This window comes from Pseudoalteromonas sp. 1181_04 (assembly GCF_052850545.1).
Genome location: NZ_VXCS01000043.1, coordinates 1 through 25,073, shown reverse-complemented (window position 1 = coordinate 25,073; position 25,073 = coordinate 1). Strand labels below are relative to the sequence as shown.

Annotated in this window: 24 protein-coding genes; 13 read left to right on the top strand and 11 right to left on the bottom strand. The window is 40.7% G+C overall.

Annotation, left to right across the window (positions count from 1 at the left end; all coding sequences use genetic code 11):
- The 7 genes from FW757_RS22285 to fabR all read right to left on the bottom strand — a co-directional run.
- On the bottom strand, positions 1 to 483 hold a 483-nt coding region (locus FW757_RS22285; protein WP_446441718.1), incomplete at its 3' end, for a DUF2931 family protein.
- Positions 468 to 809, bottom strand: a complete 342-nt coding sequence (locus FW757_RS22280) for a hypothetical protein (protein WP_259398593.1) — start codon at positions 807 to 809, stop codon at positions 468 to 470. The genes FW757_RS22280 and FW757_RS22285, both read right to left, overlap by 16 nt.
- A gap of 29 nt (positions 810 to 838) precedes the next feature.
- Positions 839 to 1,864, bottom strand: a complete 1,026-nt coding sequence (locus FW757_RS22275) for a hypothetical protein (RefSeq protein ID WP_182795005.1) — start codon at positions 1,862 to 1,864, stop codon at positions 839 to 841.
- Between the two features lie 14 nt (positions 1,865 to 1,878).
- Positions 1,879 to 4,947: a toxin VasX gene (locus FW757_RS22270; protein WP_182795004.1), complete on the bottom strand. Its 3,069-nt coding sequence runs from the start codon at positions 4,945 to 4,947 to the stop codon at positions 1,879 to 1,881.
- 13 nt (positions 4,948 to 4,960) lie between these two features.
- On the bottom strand, positions 4,961 to 5,617 hold the full coding sequence (locus tag FW757_RS22265) for a PGRP and LysM peptidoglycan-binding domain-containing protein (protein ID WP_446441717.1): 657 nt from the start codon (positions 5,615 to 5,617) through the stop codon (positions 4,961 to 4,963).
- A gap of 49 nt (positions 5,618 to 5,666) precedes the next feature.
- Positions 5,667 to 6,845, bottom strand: a complete 1,179-nt coding sequence (locus tag FW757_RS22260) for a hypothetical protein (protein WP_259398589.1) — start codon at positions 6,843 to 6,845, stop codon at positions 5,667 to 5,669.
- A 122-nt stretch (positions 6,846 to 6,967) separates the two neighbouring features.
- Positions 6,968 to 7,591, bottom strand: a complete 624-nt coding sequence (fabR, locus tag FW757_RS22255; RefSeq protein WP_182719645.1) for an HTH-type transcriptional repressor FabR — start codon at positions 7,589 to 7,591, stop codon at positions 6,968 to 6,970.
- Between the two features lie 126 nt (positions 7,592 to 7,717).
- On the opposite strand from fabR, the gene FW757_RS22250 reads away from it, so the two are divergent.
- Together FW757_RS22250 and sthA are read left to right on the top strand one after the other, a co-directional pair.
- Positions 7,718 to 8,851 (top strand): acyl-CoA desaturase, encoded by a 1,134-nt coding sequence (locus FW757_RS22250; protein WP_145242414.1) that lies wholly within the window; start codon positions 7,718 to 7,720, stop codon positions 8,849 to 8,851.
- Positions 8,852 to 8,864: 13 nt separating this feature from the next.
- Complete coding sequence (sthA, locus tag FW757_RS22245) at positions 8,865 to 10,292, top strand: Si-specific NAD(P)(+) transhydrogenase (protein WP_145242412.1); 1,428 nt, start codon at positions 8,865 to 8,867, stop codon at positions 10,290 to 10,292.
- Positions 10,293 to 10,377: 85 nt separating this feature from the next.
- Here the strand turns inward: sthA and hemE are convergent, their stop codons facing one another.
- On the bottom strand, positions 10,378 to 11,442 hold the full coding sequence (gene hemE / locus FW757_RS22240; RefSeq protein ID WP_149980407.1) for a uroporphyrinogen decarboxylase: 1,065 nt from the start codon (positions 11,440 to 11,442) through the stop codon (positions 10,378 to 10,380).
- Positions 11,443 to 11,944: 502 nt separating this feature from the next.
- Here hemE and rsd point away from each other — a divergent pair.
- A complete protein-coding gene (gene rsd / locus FW757_RS22235) occupies positions 11,945 to 12,412 on the top strand; it encodes a sigma D regulator (protein ID WP_145242408.1) in 468 nt (155 codons plus the stop codon).
- Positions 12,413 to 12,589: 177 nt separating this feature from the next.
- Entirely contained in the window at positions 12,590 to 13,639 is a 1,050-nt protein-coding gene (locus FW757_RS22230) for a S66 peptidase family protein (protein WP_145242406.1), read from the top strand.
- A gap of 56 nt (positions 13,640 to 13,695) precedes the next feature.
- On the opposite strand, the gene fkpA is transcribed toward FW757_RS22230, so the two are convergent.
- Positions 13,696 to 14,448 carry an FKBP-type peptidyl-prolyl cis-trans isomerase gene (fkpA, locus tag FW757_RS22225; protein WP_145242404.1) on the bottom strand — a complete coding sequence of 251 codons (753 nt, stop codon included), beginning with the start codon at positions 14,446 to 14,448 and terminating at the stop codon, positions 13,696 to 13,698.
- Between the two features lie 202 nt (positions 14,449 to 14,650).
- Between fkpA and FW757_RS22220 the strand changes: the two genes are divergently transcribed.
- Together FW757_RS22220 and FW757_RS22215 are read left to right on the top strand one after the other, a co-directional pair.
- On the top strand, positions 14,651 to 15,649 hold the full coding sequence (locus tag FW757_RS22220; protein WP_182719569.1) for a WD40 repeat domain-containing protein: 999 nt from the start codon (positions 14,651 to 14,653) through the stop codon (positions 15,647 to 15,649).
- Positions 15,636 to 15,851, top strand: coding sequence for a SlyX family protein (locus FW757_RS22215; RefSeq protein WP_182719570.1), 216 nt, complete (start codon positions 15,636 to 15,638; stop codon positions 15,849 to 15,851). Before FW757_RS22220 ends, FW757_RS22215 begins: the two co-directional genes overlap by 14 nt.
- Positions 15,852 to 15,864: 13 nt before the next feature.
- On the opposite strand, the gene FW757_RS22210 is transcribed toward FW757_RS22215, so the two are convergent.
- Positions 15,865 to 16,068 (bottom strand): YheV family putative zinc ribbon protein, encoded by a 204-nt coding sequence (locus FW757_RS22210; protein ID WP_029216159.1) that lies wholly within the window; start codon positions 16,066 to 16,068, stop codon positions 15,865 to 15,867.
- 143 nt (positions 16,069 to 16,211) lie between these two features.
- On the opposite strand from FW757_RS22210, the gene FW757_RS22205 reads away from it, so the two are divergent.
- The 5 genes from FW757_RS22205 to FW757_RS22185 all read left to right on the top strand — a co-directional run bounded on the left by FW757_RS22205 (position 16,212) and on the right by FW757_RS22185 (position 22,177).
- Entirely contained in the window at positions 16,212 to 18,134 is a 1,923-nt protein-coding gene (locus FW757_RS22205) for an ATP-binding cassette domain-containing protein (protein WP_182740773.1), read from the top strand.
- The gene (locus tag FW757_RS22200) at positions 18,121 to 18,543 is read left to right on the top strand and encodes a TIGR02444 family protein (protein ID WP_182719572.1); all 423 of its coding nucleotides are present in this window, start codon (positions 18,121 to 18,123) and stop codon (positions 18,541 to 18,543) included. The genes FW757_RS22205 and FW757_RS22200 overlap by 14 nt, the downstream gene beginning before the upstream one ends.
- A gap of 1,158 nt (positions 18,544 to 19,701) precedes the next feature.
- Positions 19,702 to 20,682 carry a hydrolase gene (locus FW757_RS22195; RefSeq protein WP_145242394.1) on the top strand — a complete coding sequence of 327 codons (981 nt, stop codon included), beginning with the start codon at positions 19,702 to 19,704 and terminating at the stop codon, positions 20,680 to 20,682.
- Positions 20,679 to 20,924 carry a YheU family protein gene (locus tag FW757_RS22190; protein ID WP_145242392.1) on the top strand — a complete coding sequence of 82 codons (246 nt, stop codon included), beginning with the start codon at positions 20,679 to 20,681 and terminating at the stop codon, positions 20,922 to 20,924. Before FW757_RS22195 ends, FW757_RS22190 begins: the two co-directional genes overlap by 4 nt.
- 59 nt (positions 20,925 to 20,983) lie before the next feature.
- On the top strand, positions 20,984 to 22,177 hold the full coding sequence (locus tag FW757_RS22185; protein ID WP_145242390.1) for a dipeptidase: 1,194 nt from the start codon (positions 20,984 to 20,986) through the stop codon (positions 22,175 to 22,177).
- Between the two features lie 32 nt (positions 22,178 to 22,209).
- On the opposite strand, the gene FW757_RS22180 is transcribed toward FW757_RS22185, so the two are convergent.
- Positions 22,210 to 22,887 (bottom strand): hypothetical protein, encoded by a 678-nt coding sequence (locus FW757_RS22180; RefSeq protein WP_182719574.1) that lies wholly within the window; start codon positions 22,885 to 22,887, stop codon positions 22,210 to 22,212.
- Between the two features lie 220 nt (positions 22,888 to 23,107).
- On the opposite strand from FW757_RS22180, the gene FW757_RS22175 reads away from it, so the two are divergent.
- Together FW757_RS22175 and FW757_RS22170 are read left to right on the top strand one after the other, a co-directional pair.
- Positions 23,108 to 24,013 (top strand): hypothetical protein, encoded by a 906-nt coding sequence (locus FW757_RS22175; RefSeq protein ID WP_182758003.1) that lies wholly within the window; start codon positions 23,108 to 23,110, stop codon positions 24,011 to 24,013.
- A 123-nt stretch (positions 24,014 to 24,136) separates the two neighbouring features.
- Positions 24,137 to 25,073: alpha/beta fold hydrolase (locus FW757_RS22170; protein WP_446441716.1), on the top strand; the 937-nt coding region annotated here is incomplete at its 3' end.

Sequence of the window (25,073 nt, the reverse complement as noted above, 5' to 3'; positions counted from 1 at the left end):
AGAGCCTAGTTCGTGTAATACACGGCCTGTAAATCCCGCTGAACGGGTATTAGATAACCAAACTTTGATTTCACCTGACTCACCCATACCGACTATTAAATACGGTTTTACATCTTTAAAAACCTTACCTGTGTGCGCTGTGTATGAAGGTAAATTTTTAGCTAACCTATAACCTTTTTTGTCTATTGCCACTTCACCAAAGTAAATTCTATTTTCTGACTTATCTAACCATTCAACGGCTACTTTTTCTGGGAATTTTTGATTGTAAACACTCACAGTACCACCAGCTTGTGCGTAACAACATTCTATTGCACCGGAAGGAATACCCCACTCATCATCAAATACCACAGAGCGCCCCCAAATTGCATTGCCATTTTCGGTGCCGACACCTGCGACCATGTAATCAATTTTACCTGTTGACGAGCAACCTATTACAAATAATGTTAAAGCGAGTGTGGTGAGACATTTTACGAGCTTGTCCATAATCTATATCCATTTATTAGTTGTGACTGCCATTGTACACTTGCTTCAGCCTGTTCTGGCTGATTGTAAAAAAGCTCACGTTGTTGGTTTTTGCTGGTGAATTCAGCGTCTTCTTCAGGACCATGAGCAATCGCATCAATCGTTGCTGAATATTTAACACTGTGGTGGATGTAATCTTTATATAAAGCCTGCCAGGCATCACTTTGTGGGCCAAAGCTGCGGGCGCTATCAACCAGTGTTTTAAGCTCGCTAGGTAAAATATAAGGTATAGCTTGGCCGTCAGCTTGTTTGCGGTTAGCAAGTTCCGTTAAGCTTTGTAGTGGCACTCCTTAGCGCCTTTATCTCAACAATTCCTTTATTCACTGTTGTCCACATCCTTATTACTTTCTCTACTCTGGGCCCTACTTAAACGCATACTCATGCTCATATCCATCCCTGTAGATAACGGTAAATTGTCTTTATCAAGCGGGATATCTGTATCATTCTCTGATAAATGCGTTAATATCGCATTAAGCTGCTGCTCAAAGTCTTTTGGTTTTTCATCATCAAAAAATGCAAAGGGTTTGTCATCGGTTTGCCACTGTTCATGCTGCGGCATTACATGCTCGCGGCCATACTCCATAAATTGACATATAAATGCCAATACCGGCTCGTACGCATCACTGCCGTTGTAATAAGGGTTGTGGCGCGGTTGTACCATAAAATTAGCCCATTGCATGTTGTTGTGTTTATCAAAACCACGTGTCTGGATACGCATCATTTGAAAGTCTTCATAAACCCGTAAATCTTGAAAGTGCTGGGCGCGTACCTTGCCTTTGTACCAGAGGTAGACAATTTGTTTATCACGATCAAACACCATCGGTGCTTGACGTTTAAAACGAATAATAAAAAACAACAAAAGTGGAATAGTAACAGCATAAAAAACTAAAAGTGAAATGTCTTTTTTAAGGCGATAAGTACCGCCAACCTTGGCAGTTGTATAATAACGATAATGCATATAATTACTTAATGATAGGTCTCCATTTTCATCTAACATCTCGTAATTTCGCTTATCTATAGGGTGAACTCGTGGAGATAAAAAGTAATTTTCGCCATATTCACGTTTATAAAATTTAATTTTGTGTTGTGTCGACTTCTCCTTTTTCTCCCAACCAATACAGAAGTCATCGATATTTAAATATACAGTAAATAAAATCATTAATAACAATGGGATCAGTCCCATATTACGGGCTTTCATTGAATTATTACTAAGCTTACAAGCATGTTCATCTACATACACTATCGGTGTTGGCGGCGGTGCCTCTTTAGTGAGTTGAAAGCTAAGTAGTGCTTTCAACTTATTTGCTAAAGGTATTGGGTAATGGTGTTTAATCAAAGCCATAAAAATCTCTTTTATTAATGTGTTTCAGGCATAAAATCATCATCAAGCATGCCTATTATTTCATTATTAAGAAGTGCGTTTTCAACCAAATAACGTTTTGGTACAACAACTCCTGGTGATGGCTCATAATACCAATATAAAAAAACATCCTTTTCATGTTCAAGAGTTAAAGTAAATTGTGCAAGTCCTGAGTTAAAGGTATGTTTTATGGCATTTAACTGTTGTTTTAAGCTTTGGGTTAATGGTAAGTCAACCTCACGTACGGTTACGTATGGGCTAAAGTCGCTAATGCTATTACTGAGAGTGTTTGGTTTGATGATGCCATCTGACAAGACTTTTTTATTAACTCTTACTTCAAAGTGAAGTTGTGAAATACCTAGTCTAAAATTAGGCAAAGCAAAATGATAGTCAGACTTACCGTCTTTATATTCAAATGTTAATGATGGACGATTAAATATATTCTCAAATTCTTGCAGCTCAACTTGATAAGCGCTCGAGACTCTTTGTTCTTTATATATAGTAGAAGCTTCTTTGAGTCTATCATTCATAGATGGTCTTTCATCTTCAGTTATCCAGAACGCATATTTACTCCCACTCCCCCAAAAGCAATTTGCTAGTAATAGTTCTAAATCATTTTTACCGAACAAAAATGTTATGGTAATACCTGCACCTATAGCGATTAAACCGCCTATGAGCAATAATATGCTGACAGGCGCGCCACCGATTGTAGCAGCTGAAGCAGCGCTAGCATAAAGCGCACTGGAGCCAAAAAACATCACCTGTGCTGCTAGTGCAGCCGAGCCTGCCATGGTAATTAAGTGCCCATAGGCTTCTTCGTCACTACCAACATCGAAAGCATTAATTGCACTTATTGCAGAACTAACAGCGCCCGCTACATTCGCTACAAAAATAAGCCGAGCAGCCACTTTACCCGTAACAAACTCACTTAGTGATTTACTTAAATGTGTTGCCTGCGATGATAACTTTTGCATTGCTTGAGGTTGTAACAACTTAGGCTGCACCTTAACACCTAGTTTTAGTGTGTCACTTCCTATGGTAGCGATATCAACCGTTAGCGCTGAGAGCACACTCGTCCATGTCATCACAGATTGAAATGTTGAGCGGTTTTTGAGTGGGTTTGTTATATCAAATCGATTTTGGTGGATTAGGTCATTAATTGCTGAAAGATTAAAAAAGGCACTTAAACCAGCAAAGCTGCCATCTACTAAAAGCGCAATTTTACTCGCTTCGCTGTAAGGGCTATGCACAAACTCATAATTATTGTAATGACGAGCATCAACCTGAATTTCTGATAAGGTAATCAGCGTGGGGAGTTTAGCGTCTTTTACGCCTTCAACCCAGTCAAATGCCGCTTGCCCTAGCTTGATTTTGCGCTCAGCACTACCTACATAACGCTCTGCTGTCTGCGGATTAGTTACATGTAAGGTGTGGTTTAAGTTTGAGTCATTGATGACTTGGTTAAGCAGTTTCTCTAGCTGTGACTCGGTGAGAGAAACTGTTTTATCGAGTATTTGTATGCCATATGCGTTTAAGATAGCGGGGACTACTTTGTTGGCGATATAGTTAATCCCTGCCCCAGCACTTACACCAAATAGTTTTTTTGCGTAGTCCAAACTCACCTTTGTAGGTGAATATAACTTAGAGATAACCGGGGCTATCGTCACCATCAGTCTATCTAGTGCTCTTAAGGTGTTTGCAGTAAAGTCAGTGCCCTTTTGCGGTTGCGTAACAATTGGCCTTAAAAAGTAATGCCAAAATATGGCGATTGGTGATGTATTACCATTGTTTTCGGCTTGTTCAGCTCCTTCAATAAACAACTGCTCAAAGGCTTTATTCCCGGGTGCTGATGCTAACATTCCGGCAAAAATATCAGTGTAGATATCGCACACCTTAACAAATTCACTTTCCTGAGCAGCATCTTTTTTGGGCTCTGCAAAAAAACTTTGTAGGTAGGTATTTAAACTCCCCACTTGATTTTGATGCGGCGCAGCTTCCATAAATGCGCTATACAAATCGACGAACTCTTGCTGGCGTGCTAAGTATGTACGCTGACGCTTATCCATTGCTTGCCAATAGCGGCCATGCTCTTGCCAGTTGATGTTTTCTGCTAAGGCTTCTTTAATGACTTCGTCTTTACTACTACGAAGCGCTTGTACAAACGCGCCTATTGTATAAGGATAAATGTTTTGAGCGGATTCGGCTTGCTGTAAAATACACAGCTGAGCATGGGCAAGTGCAATATCTTTTTGTCGCCCAACAGGGTCAAATAACGCAACAATTTTAGATTTTTTAGAAAACCTCAATGTGTGATTGATAAGTAAGGAAATGTAACTTGCATCAAGCTCGTAGGAGTCATCCGTAGTTAGTACATCTAAACTAATTTCATTTTGATCAGCCTCTGTACTTGCTTGAAACTTTAAAAAACGCTCTTTGCGCTCTCTGTAATCTTCAACAAGCTTCCACAAATTGGTTTCTGTTGCTGGAACAAAGTCCTGCCCGTCTTCTTTTTGAAGGTCAATTAACTGCATGCATTCCCGACGGAAGCTTTGCTGACTTTGCAACTTATCGAGTACTTCCTTTGCTAATTCATGCTCGGTATAAACAATAGAGACTTTTTTTACTTCTCTACTGGCAAATACAAAACCATAGCTACCATCATCAGAAAGCTTACACTTTTTATGTGTATCCACTTCGATACCTTGAGAAGCATCGACACCATTTTTAAATTTGTACTTAACAAAATGTTCTGTCGCTATGCCTTTATCACTTTTGCGTTTTTCATATTTAAAAATATGCAGTAAATCTGTTGCAGGATTATCTTCATCAAATAGATAAACCCACCCCTCACGCAGTAAACGAATAATATAACCCTGCCCATCTTTAATCGTTCTTGCATGTAATAACGTATTTAAATCTGTGGGTAGCGCATTTTCATGTAATGTTTCTTCAAAGAAATTGGCATAGGCATATCTCACGGGGTAAATAGGTGTCACTTCAGTATCAACTATCACTTTATTGATGCTATTAACCGCCATAGGTAAGGCATTATTTGCTGTATTCATTCTATTCCTTAGATTAAGATCCATAAACTTGCTTTAACTTAGCTTTTGTTTTTTCCCCTGCTATTGCGTCAACCTCTAAGCCATGCACAAATTGAAACCCCTTAACACCTGCTTTAGTTTTTGCGCCATTAATTCCATCTACCTTACCGCAATCAAAGCCCAGTAAATTACAACGTCCCTGCACGCCTGAAAGTGTATCGATTGGGTCTAGATTGCCTATTTGTACCGCAAAGCTTTTAGTTGGTGTGGTTTCGCCTGCTTTTAAATATAAATCGACGTTGCCAGTAAGGGCGTCGTTATTATTAAGCTCTACTTCGATAAGCCCATCACTTTGCAATACGGTATCGATTGTTTGGCTGCCGATATTAAGCACAACACGTTTACCGGTAATATCATCGCCATCGTCATACGATACTTGCAAGCGAAAATATTCTTTTTCGTTTTGTACAACAAACGTATTTAGGCTATTGGCGCGCAGCGGCATAAACTTTTCTTTTTTAGGTGGTATGGTAATAACGTCACCGGGGTAAATTAAGTTTGGATCAGGGCGCAGCGCTCTAAACTCAGCATTACTGGGGTGGTTATACAAGGCGGTTGAGGTTTTATAACCATATTCGCGTGCTATGCGTAGCAGTGTTTCGCCTTGTGCGACGGTGTGTTGTTGTGTCATTGAAATATCCTTATCCCTAAATATAAATATCGCCAGAGCAAGTCTACGTTTAGGTGATGTTGCCTACTGACCAATCGTGATCGGCGAGTGCAAAAAAGCTGACTTTGGCGTTTTCAAAATCAGGGCCTGATACGTTGGCGTAGCCGTTTTGATCGAGCTGTCCGGTGATAACATGGCCGTTACGTAAGCGAATTTTGTACCCCATATTCGCTTGCGGCTCGCCGGCTTCATCACGCAATTCAATTTCGTAGCCTAACGCGGGCTGTTCAACGGTAAAGGTAGTGGTATCTACTGCGCCGCTGGCAGTGACAATAACGTTATAAAGTCCGGGCTTTACAGCAAAAAAATGCTGCCAAAATGAGACTTCGTCAGGGCGTTTTTTATCGAGTTGTAAGGTTACTTGCCCGCTGGTTGGCCCTTGCCACTTAATAACCACGCTGCGGCTGTTGCTGCTTGAGCCTTCAATATTGAGCTTCCATCCATCGGGCACGCGTAAGCTAGTGCCGGGTTTGGCTGGTTTGCGATTACTAAAGCCTAGGTTGTAGTCGTAAATCAAATTGGCATTTTTATAGCCGGTATATTGCTCGGCGAGCTGCTCTACGGTTTCGCTTGCTTGTAAAAGATGGTTTGAAAAATTTTGCCTAACTTGATGCGACGCTTTTAGCAATACAGTACTTTGCAAAATAGGCTTATATATACATACTGCGGGTAAGTGAACTTCAACAACTGTTGGCTTTAAAGCACGGCTATTTTGCTGCATTGATTGCGCAATATACTTTGCTTGGCCTTCTCCATACTGGCTATTGAGTAGCGCTGGATTTGCTAAGAAGTTTGCTTGGTTGGAGTCACTTAAAAAATGCTCCGAAGCCGAATAATCAGGTGCGGCATTAGCTCCACCGGATGACGAAAACTTAGTGGTACTCACAGGATCTTTTGGATAAACAGCTAAGCCTTGCGCGGTATTTCTATAGGTGTTGTAGCTGACTTTTCGCCATGTTTTTTCATTTGCCCAAAATTGGCTGCGGGGATCATCACGTAGCCGTGCGGCTTGGCGTTTATCAATTACACCATACTGATTATCTTGAATAAGCCGTTGTAGTTTTTTCGGTAATAAAAAGAATTCAGCTCGCCTGACGTACGCAAACGTTACAACAGGTTCGGTTGCTTCATCTTTTATTTCATCAAAAATATGGGCGTGTTGAAAGTTCACCGCGTCCTTGGTGAGCATGTGCATCCTCGCTTTCTCTAATGCAGAGATTTAATTTTTTAAGTATAAACTTTAGCTTGCAATAATAAAGAAGTAGGAACAAAAAATCTACAAGCATTTATGCTGATTATTCACTTGTGTTATTATTCACTTGTGTTTTTATTCTCTCGCACATAATTACTAGCGCCACGAGTAATGTAGCGTAATTGCCAAATTAAACGCTCGACTAACTCTTCTCGTTGTTGCCCTTCTATGTCTAATGCTTCAGCACCGGCATTAAATACTAGCGTGACCATAGCCTCTGCTTGAATATACGCATGAGTTGCATCGCACGGGGTTTCGCTTTCAAGATAATGAGCAAGCTCTAAAATAAAGTGTTTAATTTCACGGGCTACAGCGGCACGAAATGCTTTAGAGGTGCCGGAGCGTTCACGCAGTAATAATCTGAATTGATTACTGGAGTTATCAATAAACTCCATAAAAGTAACAATCGAGGTGGTGATAATGCTACCGCCACTGGCTATACGGCGGCGCGCTTGGCGCATTAGCTGGCGCAGCGTTAAACCGGCTTCATCGACCATGGTTAAACCCAGTTCATTCATGTCTTTAAAGTGGCGGTAAAATGAGGTTGGTGCTATACCTGCTTCACGGGCAACTTCACGTAAACTTAAATTAGAAAAGCTATGATCGGCGCTTAATTGGTTAAATGCCGCTTCAATTAAAGCTTGTCGTGTTTTTTGTTTCTGTTGCGCGCGAACACCCGACATGAACTACTCCTGATTTAATTTAAATCAATTTATGGTGATTTTTATCTTAATTCTCCAGTCTAATACTTGACGGCAAGAGAATGAAATATTATTTTAGCTTACAAGTGTACGCTCAGATTTGAAAAGATGAAAAAACCACCGATTATTTGGACCAATGTCCTATTTTTTAGTATTACTTTTTTGGCTGCTGCCACATTAGTGCCTTGGTATGGGTTTACCCATGGCTTTACCAGTAGTCATTGGATCGCATTTGTTGCTTGTATGTTTTATGCTGGTATGTCAATTACCGCAGGCTACCATCGCTTATGGGCCCATAAAACTTACGACGCTCATCCTGTTGTAGAAGCCTTTTTTGCTCTAGGTGGTGCTTTTGCACTACAAAATAGTGCGCTGCACTGGAGCAGCGATCACCGCGTTCATCATGGCCAAGTTGATGATCCTGTAAAAGACCCTTATGCAGCAACTAATGGCTTTTGGTATAGCCACATAGGTTGGATGTTACGCGATTACCAAGGCGACAGTTATGGTGATTATAGTAATTGTCGTGATTTACAACGCAATAAAATAGTGATGTGGCAACACCGTCATTATATGAAATTAGTATTAGCAACTAATATTGGTATCCCTGCCCTGCTGGGTTTAATAATTGGTGATGTAATTGGCATGCTGTTGTTAGCTGGATTGTTGCGTTTGGTATTGAGCCAGCATTTCACCTTTTTTATTAATTCGGTGGCGCATATCTGGGGCTCTCGACCTTACACCGAAAAAAACACTGCTCGTGATAACGGGGTACTAGCCTTGTTTACTTATGGCGAGGGTTACCATAACTTTCATCATATTTTTGCCAGTGATTATCGCAATGGCATAAAATGGTTTCATTATGATCCCACAAAATGGATGATCCGCGCTTTTGCGGCTGTTGGACTTGCTAAAAAATTAAAACGTACGCCGGTTGAGCGCATCGAAAAAGCCAAAGCCGAAACGTTAATGAATAGAACGCAAAACCGTTTAGCGAAATTGCCTTTAGCGCAAGATAAGCTTACATTATTGCAGCAAGAGTACGATTTATTGCTGAAAAAGCTACAACACTTTTGCGCACTAAAAAAGCAAGTTTTAGAAGTTAAAAAGAATAACATGCTGCAACAATGCGAAAAATCAGCTTTAATGACACAATATCATGAGTTGGAAGCAGCCTGGGAAAATCAAAAGCAGGCGTGGCTTGCACTCAATGCGAGGTTATTAAAAGCCTCTTTTAGTTAATGTAGGAGTGGCTGTGGCCAAACAACAAGTAAAGCAAGAACAACCATCATTTCAATATGATGCAATTATTATAGGCACAGGTCCTGGCGGTGAAGGTACCGCCATGAACCTGTCTAAAAGCAACAAAAAAGTGGCCGTTATCGAACGCCAAGCTGCCGTTGGTGGTGGTTGCGTACATTGGGGTACTATCCCTTCAAAAGCACTACGTCACTCTGTTAGCCGCTACATAGAATACAAAGCAAACCCATTGTTTAATGTGGGTGAGCGCCCTAGTAGGTTAACGTTTCCTGATATTTTGCGCCACGCCAGCTCGGTTATTTCTAAGCAATCAAATTTACGCAGTAGCTTTTACGATCGTAATCGCATTCATATGTTTCAAGGTGATGCTAGCTTTGTTGATAAGCACACAATTGAAATTAAACGTCTTGATGGGTCAACCGAACGACTAACTGCTAAAACCATTGTTATTGCTACAGGTTCTCGCCCTTATCGCCCACCTGAAGTCGACTTTACCCATTCTCGTATTTACGACAGCGATACTATTTTAGGCCTAGAGCATGACCCTCATCGAGTGCTTATTTACGGCGCTGGTGTCATTGGTTGTGAGTATGCGTCTATTTTTAAAGGTTTAGGTGCAAAAGTCGATTTAGTTAATACTCGCGACCGCTTACTCGCCTTTATGGATGCTGAAATCTCAGATGCTTTAAGCTATCACTTTTGGAATAGCGGCATTGTGATCCGCCATAACGAAGAGTTTGACCGCATTGAAACCCGTGATGATTGCGTTGTTATGCATTTAAAATCAGGAAAACGCGTTAAAGCTGACTGTATTTTATTTGCCAATGGTCGCACCGGCAACACTGACGGACTTAATCTTGAAGCGGTTGGTTTAAAAGCTGATGGCCGCGGGCAGTTAAAAGTTAATGAAACTTACCAAACCGAGGTCGATAACATTTATGCCGTTGGTGATGTCATTGGCTACCCAAGTCTTGCTAGTGCAGCGTTTGATCAGGGTCGAATTGCTGCCGATGCAATTGCCTGTGGTAATTGCGATGAAAAACTAATTATTGATATTCCGGCAGGTATTTATACCATCCCTGAAATGAGCTCAGTAGGTAAAACAGAGCAGCAGTTAACCGCCGCGAAAATCCCTTATGAAGTCGGCAGAGCTCAATTTAAACATTTAGCGCGAGCACAGATTGCTGGTACCGAAGTGGGTAGTTTAAAAATATTATTCCACACTGAAACCAAAGAAGTACTGGGTGTGCATTGTTTTGGCGAGCGTGCCTCTGAAATCGTGCACATTGGCCAAGCCATTATGGAACAAAAAAATGGCGGCAATAATATTGATTACTTTGTAAATACCACCTTTAACTACCCAACTATGGCTGAAGCCTATCGTGTTGCGGCGTTAAATGGTTTGAATCGACTGTTTAAATAAACACGTTGAGACAGCTAATAAAAAGCCCGCTTACTGATAAGCGGGCTTTTTTGATTATAAATGACAGTGTTTGTTACAGCTGCAGTTACTTATGATATTGCGCACTAAACTCATGTACGGCATTAATAAATACACCCGCGTTTTCAGGATCAACATCAGGCGTAATACCATGGCCTAAGTTAAATACATGACCTTCACCTGTGCCAAAATCTTCAAGGATAGTCGCTACTTCTTGGCGAATACGATCTGGTGTGCCATGTAACATTGATGGATCCATATTACCTTGCAGAGCTACTTTGTCGCCGACACGGCGCTTAGCATCGCTAATATTAATTGTCCAATCGAGACCAATTGCATCACAACCCGTTGCTGCTATCGCTTCAATCCATTGACCGCCATTTTTAGTAAATAACGTAACGGGCACTTTGCGGCCATCGTATTCACGAATTAAACCATCAACGATTTTGTGCATGTACTGCAATGAGAACTCTTTATAATCACGCGGGCTCAATACACCGCCCCATGAGTCAAACACCATTAGAGACTGCGCACCGGCTTTAATTTGTGCATTTAAATAATCGATCACTGAATCAGCAAGCTTATCAAGTAACAAATGCAGTGTTTTTGGCTCAGCAAACGCCATTTTTTTGATTTTACCAAAGGTCTTGCTGCTCCCGCCTTCAACCATATAAGTAGCAAGTGTCCAAGGTGAACCCGAGAAACCAATTAGCGGTACTTCGCCTTTTAGTTCACGACGGATCGTGCTTACGGCATTCATAACATAACCAAGCTCATCTGTTGGATCGAGCTTTGGAATTTTTTGTACATCAGCAAGTGATGAAATTGGACGCTCAAATTTAGGACCTTCACCGGTTTCAAAATACAAACCTAAGCCCATCGCATCTGGAATCGTTAAAATATCACTAAATAAAATAGCGGCATCTAATGGGTAACGACGCAGCGGCTGTAATGTTACTTCACAAGCGAGCTCAGCATTTTTACACAGGCTCATAAAATCGCCCGCTTGTGCACGAGTTGCGCGGTATTCTGGTAAGTAACGCCCTGCTTGGCGCATCATCCATACCGGAGTCACATCAACTGGCTGTTTTTGTAGTGCACGTAAATAACGGTCGTTTTTTAATTCGCTCATAGCGTAAAGGATCCTAAAGCTGATAGATATTGCGCAGATTGTATCACCATATCGCACACCTCTCTATCGCTATGGCACTAATTAACCTTAGTATTGATACAGATTAATAATCTATTTTAAGATGCTTGCTTGGTACAAAATTAATACAACAAACAATAACATTTGAAATTTTTTATTAATATGTTTGCAACATAGTAAAAACCTTGGTATAACTTGTCCCGCGTTAACAATAAAAACAATAAAAATTACATAACAATAAAAATAAAAATCTTCTAATAACAATAAGAAAGCTTGTTTAAACAAGTCATGGAAAAAGAAATTAACCACCTTTATGGTGGTTTTTTCTTGCCTGAAACAATATAAACGATTTGTATTTTATTAAAAAAACTGTTTATATATCATATAGTTCTTGTTTTATTACAAAATTATAAAAAAAATGTGTTGATCTTTGCGGCATATTTCATTGTTATAGAAGAAACCAACCCAGCTAAGGAGAATGATAATGCTGACGCGTTTGGAAAAAGCTCAACAAAAATGGGGTGGTAGCCACACCGTGATCGACAAATGGCTCTCAGAACGCCAAGAGCTATTAGTTTTATATTGTCGTATTGCTGGCTTTTCACCGTATGATAAAAAAGACCATGCCTTACCTGACCAATTACAGATCCAAAATTTTTGCCAACTATTGATGGATTATTTATCTGCTGGTCACTTTGAAGTGTATGACGACATTGCCAAGGCATGTGAGCAAAAAGGCCCTAACAGCCAGCAGCTTGCCAATGAACTTTATCCAAGAATTTCGCAAACTACTGACATTGCACTTGATTTTAATGACAAATATGCAGAGGTGGATAAAGAAGATTTACTCAATGATTTTGATGACGACTTATCAAAACTTGGTGAAACACTTGAGCTGCGTTTTGAGTTAGAAGATGAGTTGATTGATAATTTATATTCTAATCACACCTAGATAATACACACAATTATTACGTTACAAGGAGCTAAGCTCCTTGTTTGCTGTTTACTTTAGGTCTTTTCTTTGCCCATCTATAAATTTAATATTCCCATAACACCCCATGAAATTGAAATTTATATTTCAATGATGTAATTATAGCCTTATTGTGCATTAAAACTACACAGGCTCGCCATGAATAAACGTACATTTTTGAAATCTGTATCACTCCTCAGTGCAGGGTTACTCGCAGGCAATAGCGCTCAAGCAGCTAACCTATCAAGTCAAACTGCACTAAGTTTAAAAAAGCCGAACGCCTTACCAAGCAGAGGCACAATTGGTGTAGCTAGCCCATCAGCAGCAACAGCAAATCAAAAAGACATTATTTTAGCTAAGCAAGTAATTGAAGCGCTTGGTTATAATGCTAAGTTAGCACCTAATATTATGGCTAGACGTGGCCACCTTGCGGGCACTGATACACAACGTGCAGACGATCTTAATGCGCTGTTTAACGACAGCAGTGTTGATGCTATTTTTTGCTTACGAGGTGGCTCTGGGGCGGCACGTATTTTACCCCTACTGGATTATGCCATGATCCGTGCTAACGCCAAACCGCTGATGGGCTACTCAGATATCACCGCACTTCATAACGCGTTACTAGCTAAAGCCGGTATTGTTAGTTTTCATGGACCTAACGCCTCTAGTGATTGGAATCCATTTCATGTTAAACAATTTAAACAAATGTTTGAGCAACAAACCCGCATGCACTTTAGCAACTTGCCAAAAGCCGAGGATGAATTGGTTAATAGCCAATACCTCACCCAAACCATCACACCAGGTAAAGCGACTGGACAACTTATCGGCGGTAATTTAACTGTACTAACAGCGCTGGCTGGCTCAACTTATTTACCACAATTTGACGGGGCTATTTTATTTTTAGAAGACATTGATGAAGCACCTTATCGGATTGACCGCATGCTCAGCACTTTAAAACTAATGGGTGCACTGGACAAAATAGCGGGGTTTGTATTTGGTGACTGTAACGATTGCAGCCCGGGAAATGGCTATGGCTCATTGACGCTAGATGAAATTTTTGCAGATTATATAAAACCGCTGGCTATCCCTGCCTACCGAGGGGCGATGATTGGCCATATAAAACGACAGTTCATATTACCGGTCGGTACGCAAATCGAACTCAATGCTGATACAGGTACGTTGACTATGAAAGAAACCGCCTTCAGCTAAGATTTTAGCAACAAAAAAAGGGGCTAATTAGCCCCCTTCTCGCACAGAATAAATAATTACTCTGCAGCTGCTGCTTGCTCTTCATTTTGAATTTCAAGTAATTCAACTTCAAAAACAAGTGTTGAGTTAGCTGGGATCTTACCTAAGTCACGATCGCCGTATGCTAGTTCTGCTGGAATAGTAAACTTATACTTAGAACCTACAGGCATAAGTTGTAAACCTTCAGTCCAACCAGCGATTACGCGGTTAAGTGGGAAAGTCGTTGGTTCGTTACGAGCATACGAACTATCAAATTCAGTACCGTCAAGTAGTGTGCCTTTGTAGTGTACTTTAACTACGTCAGTTGCTACTGGCATTTCACCATCACCTTGAGTGATCACTTCGTACTGTAGGCCTGATTCAGTTACTGTTACGCCTTCTTTCTTAGCGTTATCAGCTAGGTATTTTTCACCTTCAGCTTGGCTTTTTTCAGCTTCTACTTTGGCATGTTGCTCTTGCTTAGTACGTACTGACGTATCAAGTGCCGTTAATACTTCACGAATTTTCTCTTCGTCAATTTTTGCGTCGCCAGCAAGGGCATCTTCAAAACCACGAATTAATAGTGCTTGGTCAAGCTCAATGCCTAACTCTTTTTTATCAGCTAAATCTTTATTTAAGAAGTTACCAACAGATGCACCAATACCGTATGCTTGTTGTTGTACTTCAGTTTCAAGTTTAACAGGTGCTTGTTCTTGTTTTGCTTCTTGATTACAAGCTGTTAGCGCTAAAACTGACGCTGCAATCAATGACAATTTAATCGTCTTTTTCATTTTAAATCTCCGACACACTTTGCAGATGTCATTTATTGTATTATTACTAGTTAAAGGTTAACGGCCCATGGTAGGCTACTTATCTAATTTCTGATTGTAGGCTATACGCTCACTTTCACGTTAATTAGATAAACAACCTAGGCCTTCACGAGCCCTAGTCTAACCTCTCAATCACTAAGAGTTAAGGGGAAATAGCTGTAATATGTCGATATTTCGTACTTTTTTGTATCTTCTGTGCTGCACCTTGCTGATTGCCTGCTCAGAACAAAAAGACCAAGCCACTGCAAGCTATGAGCATGCAGCCAGAGGCGCGTTCGCCTCCGCAATATCTCATGATGGCAAATACAGCCTGATCTCATCTATACACCATGGGGTCGCCCTATGGGATAATCAACAGCAAGTACTAAAATACCAATGGTTTCAGCAACAAGACGCCGATAGCCTAGTACATACCGTGGCTATCGCTTATGACAACAGCCACGCTGTTACCGCTGAAAAAACCACTTTTGCAGTATGGGATATTGCCACTGGCAAAAATACCGGCTACTACAAAATAAAAACCGCCACTATTCGTGATATCGCCATTAGTAACCAAGGCCGCAGTGTTTTGTACGGTCGTAGCGATGGCGTTGTTGTTTACCTCGACTTAGAGACCGGTAGACGCATTGAGTTCCTTGGTCACCAAGAAAAAATTAACGCAGTTGCTTTATCGCCCAACGGAAATTTTGCTCTCAGTGGCTCCAACGATTATGCGGCGTACTTTTGGGATACTCGTACCGGACAAGTGATCCATCGCTTTAACCATCCAAGTCGTGTCACCCAAGTGACCTTAGATCCGCAAGGTCGCTATGCATTTACCGCAGACAGTATGACACAAGCACATGTATGGCAGCTGACAACAGGTGATCTTGTTAGTAAACTGCAGTATATTGCCCGCCAGAGAATTTTTACTGCGGTACGCTTTAATGAAGCAGGCACCTTGCTGGCAACAGGCTCACCTAACCGCTTAGTGGACCTATGGCAATTATCCAGTGGTGAACAAATTCAAAGTTGGCATGTAACACCGCGAGAAGGCAGTAGACCAAAATCAGCAGTGGTACTTGATGTCGCTTTTACTGACAACGATACTGCGTTGTTAACCGAAAGCTCCAGTGGGATCGCTGAGCGCTTTACTAGACGAGAAAAAAATGAACACAATTGAACATCGCTTAACAGAACTTGAAGCCAAAGTGGCTTTTCAAGACGAAACGATTGAAATTTTAAATGATGAAATAAAAGTTCACCAGCAGCTGTTGGCAAAAATGAAGCGCCAAACAGAGCTACTGGCTGAAAAAATTAAAGAGTCGCAAGCATCATCTATGATGATGTCAGACACGCCAGAACCTCCGCCGCCACACTATTGATGGTTGCGGGCGCTTAATCGCCCGGTTTAAACACGCCAATGACTTGTTCAAATTGGCGTGTTGATGCCTGAACAGCCTGCTCTGGCTGTGCCATTTTATGGCCGCACTGCATGCATTCGACTTTCTCTACATCGTGCTCTTTGTAAAGCATCATCATATCCATGGTTTTACACTCTGGACAGGTTGCCCCAGCAATAAATCGTTTTTTCTGTTTCACTACGTTTTCCCACAGTTTGAAAAGAAACTTGCTACATTTTAACCCAATAACTACCCAGTTGATACGCTGACGATTGAAATATAGTCCAGCTTCCGTGCTATGATAGCGTCAAGTTCACAAAGGCACAGTAAAGCGCAGACTACATGATCCAGATCTCAGAAATTGAATTACTTCGCGGCGGTAAAGCACTCCTTAAAGATGCCTCAGCTACATTATTTCCAGAACACAAAGTTGGCCTAGTCGGCGCCAATGGCTGCGGTAAATCAACACTCTTTAGTTTATTGAAATCTGAACTACAGCTTGATGCAGGTAATTGCAGTATCCCTAAAGACTGGTCTATCGCCTCGGTAAAACAAGAAACGCCAGCGCTAGATATCAGCGCAATTGATTATGTATTACAAGGTCATCCTGAGTATTACGCCATGCGTATTGCGCTGCGCGAAGCCGAACAAAATGATGATGGCGATACCCAAGCCAAAGTGCACATACAACTTGAGCACATTAAAGGCTATAGCATAGAAGCCAAAGCCGGCGAGTTACTTCACGGGTTAGGGTTTGCAAATAACCAAATTGAAAACCCCGTTAGTGATTTTTCCGGTGGTTGGCGAATGCGCTTAAACCTTGCCCAAGCGCTGATCCGTGATGCCGACTTGCTGCTACTGGATGAGCCAACTAACCACTTGGATTTAGATGCGGTGTACTGGCTGGAGCGTTTTTTACGCGCTTACACCGGTACTTTAGTGTTGATATCGCATGACCGTGAATTCCTCGATGCTGTAGTTGACCAAATTTGGCATATCGACAAGCAAAAGATCAATGTTTACAAAGGCAACTACTCGCAATTTGAACGTCAAAAAGCAGAGCGTTTATTACAACAACAAGCGATGTTTGAAAAACAACAGGATCAAATTGCCCACCTTGAGCAATTTATTACCCGCTTTAAAGCCAAAGCCAGTAAAGCCAAGCAAGCACAAAGCCGCGTTAAAGCGCTTGAACGTATGGAAAAGCTCGCACCAGCTCATGCTGACTCGCCCTTTGACTTTGAATTTGCAGAGCCTACCGCACTACCAAACCCATTGATGACACTCGATAAAGCTCAAGCCGGCTATGGCGATGTCACAATCTTAAATAGTATTAAACTTAACTTAGTCCCTGGTAGTCGCATTGCCCTACTTGGCCGTAACGGCGCAGGTAAATCAACCTTAATAAAATTATTGTCTGGCGACTTACAACCGCAAGCAGGCGAAGTATTCCAACATCAGGGCTTAAACATAGGTTACTTTGCTCAGCATCAATTGGAATCGCTAGATTTAAAAGCCAGCGCGATTACCCATTTGCAGCGTTTAAATCCTAAAGCCACCGAGCAATCACTGCGTGACTTTTTAGGTGGTTTTGCCTTTATTGGTGATAAAGCCCTTGAGCCCGTAGCACCGTTTTCAGGGGGTGAAAAAGCCCGATTAGTACTCGCAATGTTGGTCTATCAAAAACCAAACTTATTACTGCTCGATGAGCCAACCAACCACCTTGATTTAGAAATGCGTCATGCTTTAGTTATGGCGTTGCAAGGGTTTGAAGGCGCGATGGTTACCGTTTCCCATGACCGTCACATGCTAAAAAATACCGCCGACGAATATTACTTAGTGGATAACGGTGAAGTAACCCAGTTTGGCTACGACTTAGACGAATACTATCAATGGCTACTTAACGCTAATAAAGAAGCGGCAAAAACCACTCAAGATGACAATGAACCAAAAGCAAATTCAAGCGTTAACCGTAAAGAGCAAAAACGCCTAGAAGCAGAGTTTAGAAAAGCCACACAACCACTTAAAAAGCACATCGAAAAGCTTGAAAAGCAACTTGATAAACACTCAGCCGAATTAGCTGAAATCGAACAAGCACTTGGCGATAACGAGCTTTATAACGATGACAACAAAGCAAAACTCAAAGAATTACTAGCTAAACAAGCGACATTAACACCGAAAGTAAATGACATCGAAGAGGAGCTATTAATGGCCCTTGAGGAGATGGAACAAAAAGAACAGGCGTTTGCCAATGAACTTGCTTAACAGCAACGACTTTTGGCAATTTGCATGTCAGCTTTATAGCGAAGGTGACATGCAAGCACGCCTGTTAGATTACCAAAACCAGCAAGGTAAAAACGTTAACCTGTGCCTGCTACTGTATTATTTAGACTCTCTCAATCTAGCAATTAGCCAAACTCAGTTAAACAAACTTGAGCAATGTATTAGTGAATTTGATCAGCAGGTACTACAACCACTGCGTGCCGCCCGCGGCTATTTAAAAACCAACCACACCGAGATTGCAGATTATGCTGCAATTCGTAAAGACCTACTCAGCGCCGAGTTAAAGCTAGAAAAGCAACAGCAAGAGATGTTGATAGATGCGGTAAATAAATTTAGATTAGCTACGCATCCGGAGCCGAATAATATTAGGTTGTATTTGCTTAAGCTATAAGCAGCTCGGTGCGAACTTGTGTTTGGGGTATAGTTAGGGCAATCATGTCTAAAACCATTGCCCACGGATATTCATACCTGTAGGAGCCAGCTTTAGCTGCGAATATATTTTTATCTGTCTCACTGTCTTTTTTTGTACAAAATTTTAAAGTAATTTATCCACAATGAGGGTTTCGAGGCGCTACGCTTTAAAGAAAAGCCAGTAAAATATACTAGCGCATTTGTAGGTCGTGTATTAGCGCTTGAATTCGGCGGCTGTAGGCTTGTTGTTATTTTTGGTTCTCAACCTGATACCTATTAATGTTCCTATAACTGTACTTAAAAGTAAAATAGGTAGCTCAAAAGCTAAAGTTGGCGGGATAAACAACTCTTGCAAAATAAACGAAGTGATCGCAGTGCTAAATAAAAACCCCAACACATAAACTGCAAATGCATATTGCCAATTATGGCTTGAACTTCTGTAAGCCATAACCCCATACATGAATATGGATAAGAAAGCTGAGGGGATTAACTGGATTACGAAAAAGTCTTCAAAGGTTAGTCTCGCAACCATATTGATAACTTGTGATGTTAAGAAACCTAAAATTACATAAAAAAATGCCATCACTAAAGTGTATTTAACTATCCGCGTAACCCTCAAGATCTCCCCCTGTATTACAGTTTTTATAACCAATACAGTTTAAAATAAAAATGCAAAGACTGGTAGCTTTCCAGTTTTTTCATTAATAATGACCCGCAAGCTCCCTAGAGCTTTGCCACTTTAACCTTTCTCCTTGCAAACTCGCTAACTGATTTGATCCAAATCAACTTCTGTATCACTGCTAATCAACTTAGGAAAATAGCTTGATCTGGATCATAACAACCTAGTCAAACTGTCTCTATCATTAATCCATAGACATTAGGAGGCATTTATGGACGTATTCTTCAGAGACTTTTTTAGTGACCCAGTACTATTTTTATCATTTGGTTTTCTGGGAGTAGTGATCAGTTTATGCCTTTTCTTTGTGTACTTTTTTATCAAAAAAGTACATGACGACAAAACACCCAATCAGAATTAAGCACGACGCACAAAGCCCCTATCAAGTTATTTGATTAGGGGCTTTTTATTATTAAAAGTTTGTTACACTAGCGATTCTATTAGCTAAACATGTTTTAACTTATGTCTACAGATTTCAAGCCAGCTTGGTGGATGACTAATCGCCATGTGCAAACCATTATGCCACGGTTTTTTCGGCCTTTTCATAATACTCGCTACCAATTAGAGCAGCTTGATACTCCCGACGGCGATTTTTTAGAGCTCGCTTGGTCACAACCCAAAAACGATAACGCGCCGCTGGCAATTGTATTGCATGGCCTGGAAGGTAATATCAATAGCTTTTATGCAAAAGGCATGATGAAAGCCCTCAAAAAGCAGGGGTTTAGTGTTGTTTTAATGCATTTTCGTAACTGTTCTACTGAAGTTAACCGCCTACCCCGTGCATATCATAGTGGCGAAACCGGCGATCTCGATTTTTTTATAAAACAACTTAAGCAGCAGTTTCCAGATCGCTTGATGGTTGCAGTTGGCTTTTCACTCGGCGGTAACGTACTGGCCAAATACTTAGGTGAACAAGGCGAACAATGTTTACTTGATGGCGCGGCGGTTGTTTCAGCTCCTTATGATTTGTCGCCATCATGCCAAGTTATTCGTAAAAGTTTGGCTAAGATTTATCAAAAGTATTTACTCGATCGCATGAAAAAATCGATGCAGCGTAAATTACCGCAAATCACAAAACAGATTGATTTAACACCAGATCAGCTAATGGAAATTGATGATTTATGGCAGTTTGACGATAAACTGACAGCTCCTTTACATGGTTTTATTGGTGCTGAAGATTACTATCAACAAGCCAGCGCTAAGCCTTATTTAAAACACATTACAACACCCACATTAATTGTTCATGCGAAAGACGACCCAATGCTGTCAATTAAAGCTGTACCCAGTAGGCAAGATGTTAGTGAGCATGTTACGCTGCAAGTCTCAGAAAAAGGCGGCCATGTTGGCTTTATAAGTGGAAAAAATCCATTTAAACCGATTTATTGGTTAGAGCATGTAGTGCCAGATTTCTTCACCCAAATCGTCAAAAAAGAGCAGCTATGATCATTCCCCATGAGCAACTAGATAAAGACACTCTATACAATTTAATTGAAAGTTATGTGCTACGTGAAGGCACCGATTACGGTGAGCAAGAATTCAGTATTGAAAGTAAAGTGGCGCAAGTAAAACAACAACTACAAAATGGCGATGCCATGGTGTTTTTTTCAGAACTGCACGAATCAGTTACTATTATTTCTAAAGGTGAATTTAAAGCACTGCAAAGTGAAACACAATTTAACGAGTAAACTTGTAACCCTAGTTGTAAAAATAGACAATGGCTTTTTTACTAAAAGAGCCATTAAAAATGATAAAACTAAGCTCAGTAGTTATTGCCGTTGCACTTGCTTTATCAAGCCAAGTGCAAGGTGCAGACATTAGCGCATCAGCTAAAGCAATTAAACTCACCAAAGACACTATTTTAATCGATACTCATATCGATGTGCCGTACCGTATTCATGCTAAATGGGCTGATGTTACTAAAGCCACTGATGACGGTGATTTTGACTACCCACGCGCAGTTAAAGGTGGCTTAAATGCGCCATTTATGTCGATTTATATTCCTGCGCATTTGGAGTTTGAAGGGAAAGGTAAAAGCTTTCAGCTAGCAAATCAACTCATTGATAGTATGGAAGCAATTGCCCAGCGCGCCCCTGACAAATTTGCTATTGCCGATTCAACGAATGATATTAAAAAGCAGTTCAAACAAGGCAAAATGTCGATAGCAATGGGGATGGAAAACGGCTCACCAATTGAAGGTGACATGGCAAACCTACAGCACTTTTTTGATCGTGGTGTACGCTATATCACCCTTGCTCATTCACAAAGCAACCATATTTCAGATTCATCTTATGATATTCGCCGTAAATGGAAAGGTCTAAGCCCATTTGGTAAAAAACTGGTTACTGAGATGAACAATATTGGCATGCTGATTGATGTTTCACATATTTCAGATGATGCGTTTTATCAAGTAATGGAGCTATCTAAAACACCGGTTATTGCCTCACACTCATCACTGCGCAAATATACGCCTGGTTTTGAGCGTAATATGGATGACGATATGCTACTAGCGCTGAAAAAGAACGGCGGGGTTATTCAAATAAACTTTGGTTCAAGCTTTGTAACCGCTAAAGCAGGTGATTGGGGCAAGCAGTTAAAGAGTAAAAAAGAGTCGGCAAAAAAAGAAGGCACTAAATTAAGTCAAGATTTTGATGCCGCGTATCGTGCTAAAAACCCGTATCCATTTGCGAGTCTTGAGCAAGTACTTGAGCATATCGATCACGTTGTTGAGCTAATTGGTATCGATTATGTTGGCATCGGCTCTGACTACGATGGTGTTGGCGATTCACTGCCAGTAGGCTTAAAAGATGTATCTAGCTACCCGAATCTAGTGCAAGGATTAATGGATCGTGGTTACAGTGACAAAGATATCAAAAAAATCCTCAGTGGCAATGTGCTGCGCGTATGGCAACAAGCCGAACAGTATGCAAAAAAACATTAATTGATAAATAATTAGGTCCTGAGGTTCAGGGCCTAATTACTCTTTGATGGCTGAAAAATCTCATTTATCAATTTCTCTTGAGACGTGGACCCTGCCATTTTAATCAACTCATACATCGCTCCTGTTGTCGCAAATGTGCTTTGTGTACAGCTAAACGCGTCAAACAAGTTGTACTGGTAATGCGTTGACTCAGCTAGTAAATCACCTGAAGACACATCATATACAAAAAACTCAGCATAGGTATGAAGCGCATTTTCATCTTTATAATAACCGTCTTTAGATCTATATTTAAACGCGCCACTGAAAATCAAAACCGTGTCTACATTTTGTTGATTATTAAACTCAATGTTGCTCCATCGCGAGACGCCTACATCAGTATTAATGATCGACATAGATTGCTTATTTAACGGCACTAGTGCGGTATCAAAACCAGCAAAGCGCGCAATTATCCGCTGCGTTAGTAGCTCATTTAAACCCGTAGGGAGCGCATACAACTGCCGTTCATTGCTGAATACCGTAACCCCTGTATGCGTACAAAGTAAGTTATCACCAATCAGCGTAATCACACCAACTTTACCAAGCGGTTTGCGATTTTCTGCGATGCTGAGGGTTGCTTTTTTGACACTGTCTTTTTTAACCTTTTCTTGCTTTGTTGCGCACCCCGATAGGAGCAAAAACAACGCAATAAAAAACCACTTAAATATATTCATATTTCCTTTTCCGTGCTGTATACAACGACCAAACAACATGATGTTTGCAAAGAGAAGAGTCTCCTTGCTTAATTAAAAATAAAATTAATCTTCGTTATCAATCATACTTAGCGAATAAATTATAATACGCTGAAGCACACTTAACTTTCTACATCTTTTAACAGACTTATAGCCCCAAAAGCGGTAAATTACGCCTTTTCAAATATGGAGCCTCCACCACATGCCTATTAGTAAAGGATCAGTCGCAATAGCCCTTGCCTCAGCCGCACTTGTGATCTCGTGTTACGGTACATTTTTCAAATCAGTGAGTTTACCTAACGACAAAAGTAGCACTGAACAGTCATCGATCATTGTTACTAATATGCCACTGAATAATGACAGCAACGAACTTTCAGTTACCCAATTGCATAACAAAATAATATCTTTACAGCGACAAGTTACCAGCCTAAAAATAAAAAATACTTCTATAGATCAAGAATATAATAACGATGACTTTAAGGAGTTAGTGCTTGCTGTACTGACGGAAAAAGAACAGCAAGAAATAGATGAAATGCGTGAAAGCAACCCACTTTACGGTTTTTATGCCGACTTACCACAAGACTATGAACTACGCATAAAGTCAGACTCTGACTATGCGAAAAAAATAACCACACAATTACGAGAGCAAATACTCGACCCAAATGCCACAGACATCGATAGACTCGCAGCCCTAACTCAACTACAAATGAATATGTATATTTTGAATAAATCAAAAATACCTGAGTATGACTTTGCGGTAGTCGATAATATTTTAGAGCTGGCCGCTAATAGTGATGATGAGAAATTCAAAATCCAAGCCATTGAAGTCATAACTCAAGCACCCGTACTCGATCAACGCCTGACTGAGCGCTTTACTTCACTACTGCAGCATGAGTCTAACGATTATATTCGCCGTTTAGCGGGGCAAGGCTTGATATCGCAATACTATCAATCGCAAAGCTCAGAAGATGGCAATAGCCAACAAATTGCCCAGCATATTTTATCACTTTACCAGCACACTAGTGATGATAATGTCCGCTCTGTACTTGATGAAATGATTGGCAATGAAAGCATGCTAGCAGAACTGCGAAAACATGCTGAAGGTTAAACGTATTAAAAAACGGCTCTCATTCTGATATAAAAAATTCATATTTCTACTCATGAAGGATTACTGAGTTTTAACTATACTGTTTTGCATAAGTCGCTAAATAAGCTATCGACATAACGTAATATGCGCACGATTAAAATTAAAAGTGGCATTACAATTAGCTATCAAGATAAAGGAAAGAAATCAGCGCCTGTCATCATTATGATTATGGGCCTTGGAGCGCAGCTAACAGTATGGCCTGATGAATTATATTTAGGCTTAGTAGCTAAAGGGTTTAGAGTCATTCGTTTTGATAACCGCGATACTGGTCTTTCAAGCCAACTTGAACAATTTGGTAGCCCTAACCTATTCAAAATATGGCTAAATAAACGGTTACCTATTAAATCCCGCATCCCATACACCTTAGATGATATGGCAAATGATGTATTAGAATTAATGGCCGAATTAAAAATCAAAAAAGCGCATTTAGTCGGTGCATCTATGGGCGGCATGATTGCGCAAATTATCGCAGCTAAATATAAAAAAAAGGTCTTGAGCTTAACCTCAATTATGTCAAGTTCGAGTAAACCTAAGCTATCGGCGTCTAATTTAAAGCTATTTTTACAGCTTGCAAAACATCGTCGCGCCCAAGCCAGTCGTGATGGTGCTATACATTATAATATAAGGCTAAATCAATTAATTGGCAGTCCAGCCTATCCACAAGATGAACTAGCTTTGCGTAAACAAGCCACCCTAGGAGTGGATAGAGCACACAACCCGCAAGGCTTTAACCGACAACTTGCCGCTATTGCCGCCAGTGATTGTCGGCAACATTTAATGCCGAAAATAAAAGCCCCAACCCTCGTCATACATGGCAGTTTAGACCCTGTCATGCCAATAGCCGCTGGAAAGCAAACCGCAGCCCAAATCAGGAAGGCTAAATTAAAGATAGTAAACGGTATGGGCCATGACTTCCCGCCAGCATTAATGGTAAAAATGACCAAGTGGATCAGCAAACACGTTAAGAAAGCAGAACAAAAGCGCGCGCAGAAAAAGTTAAAAAAAGCGGTAAGCGGTAAGC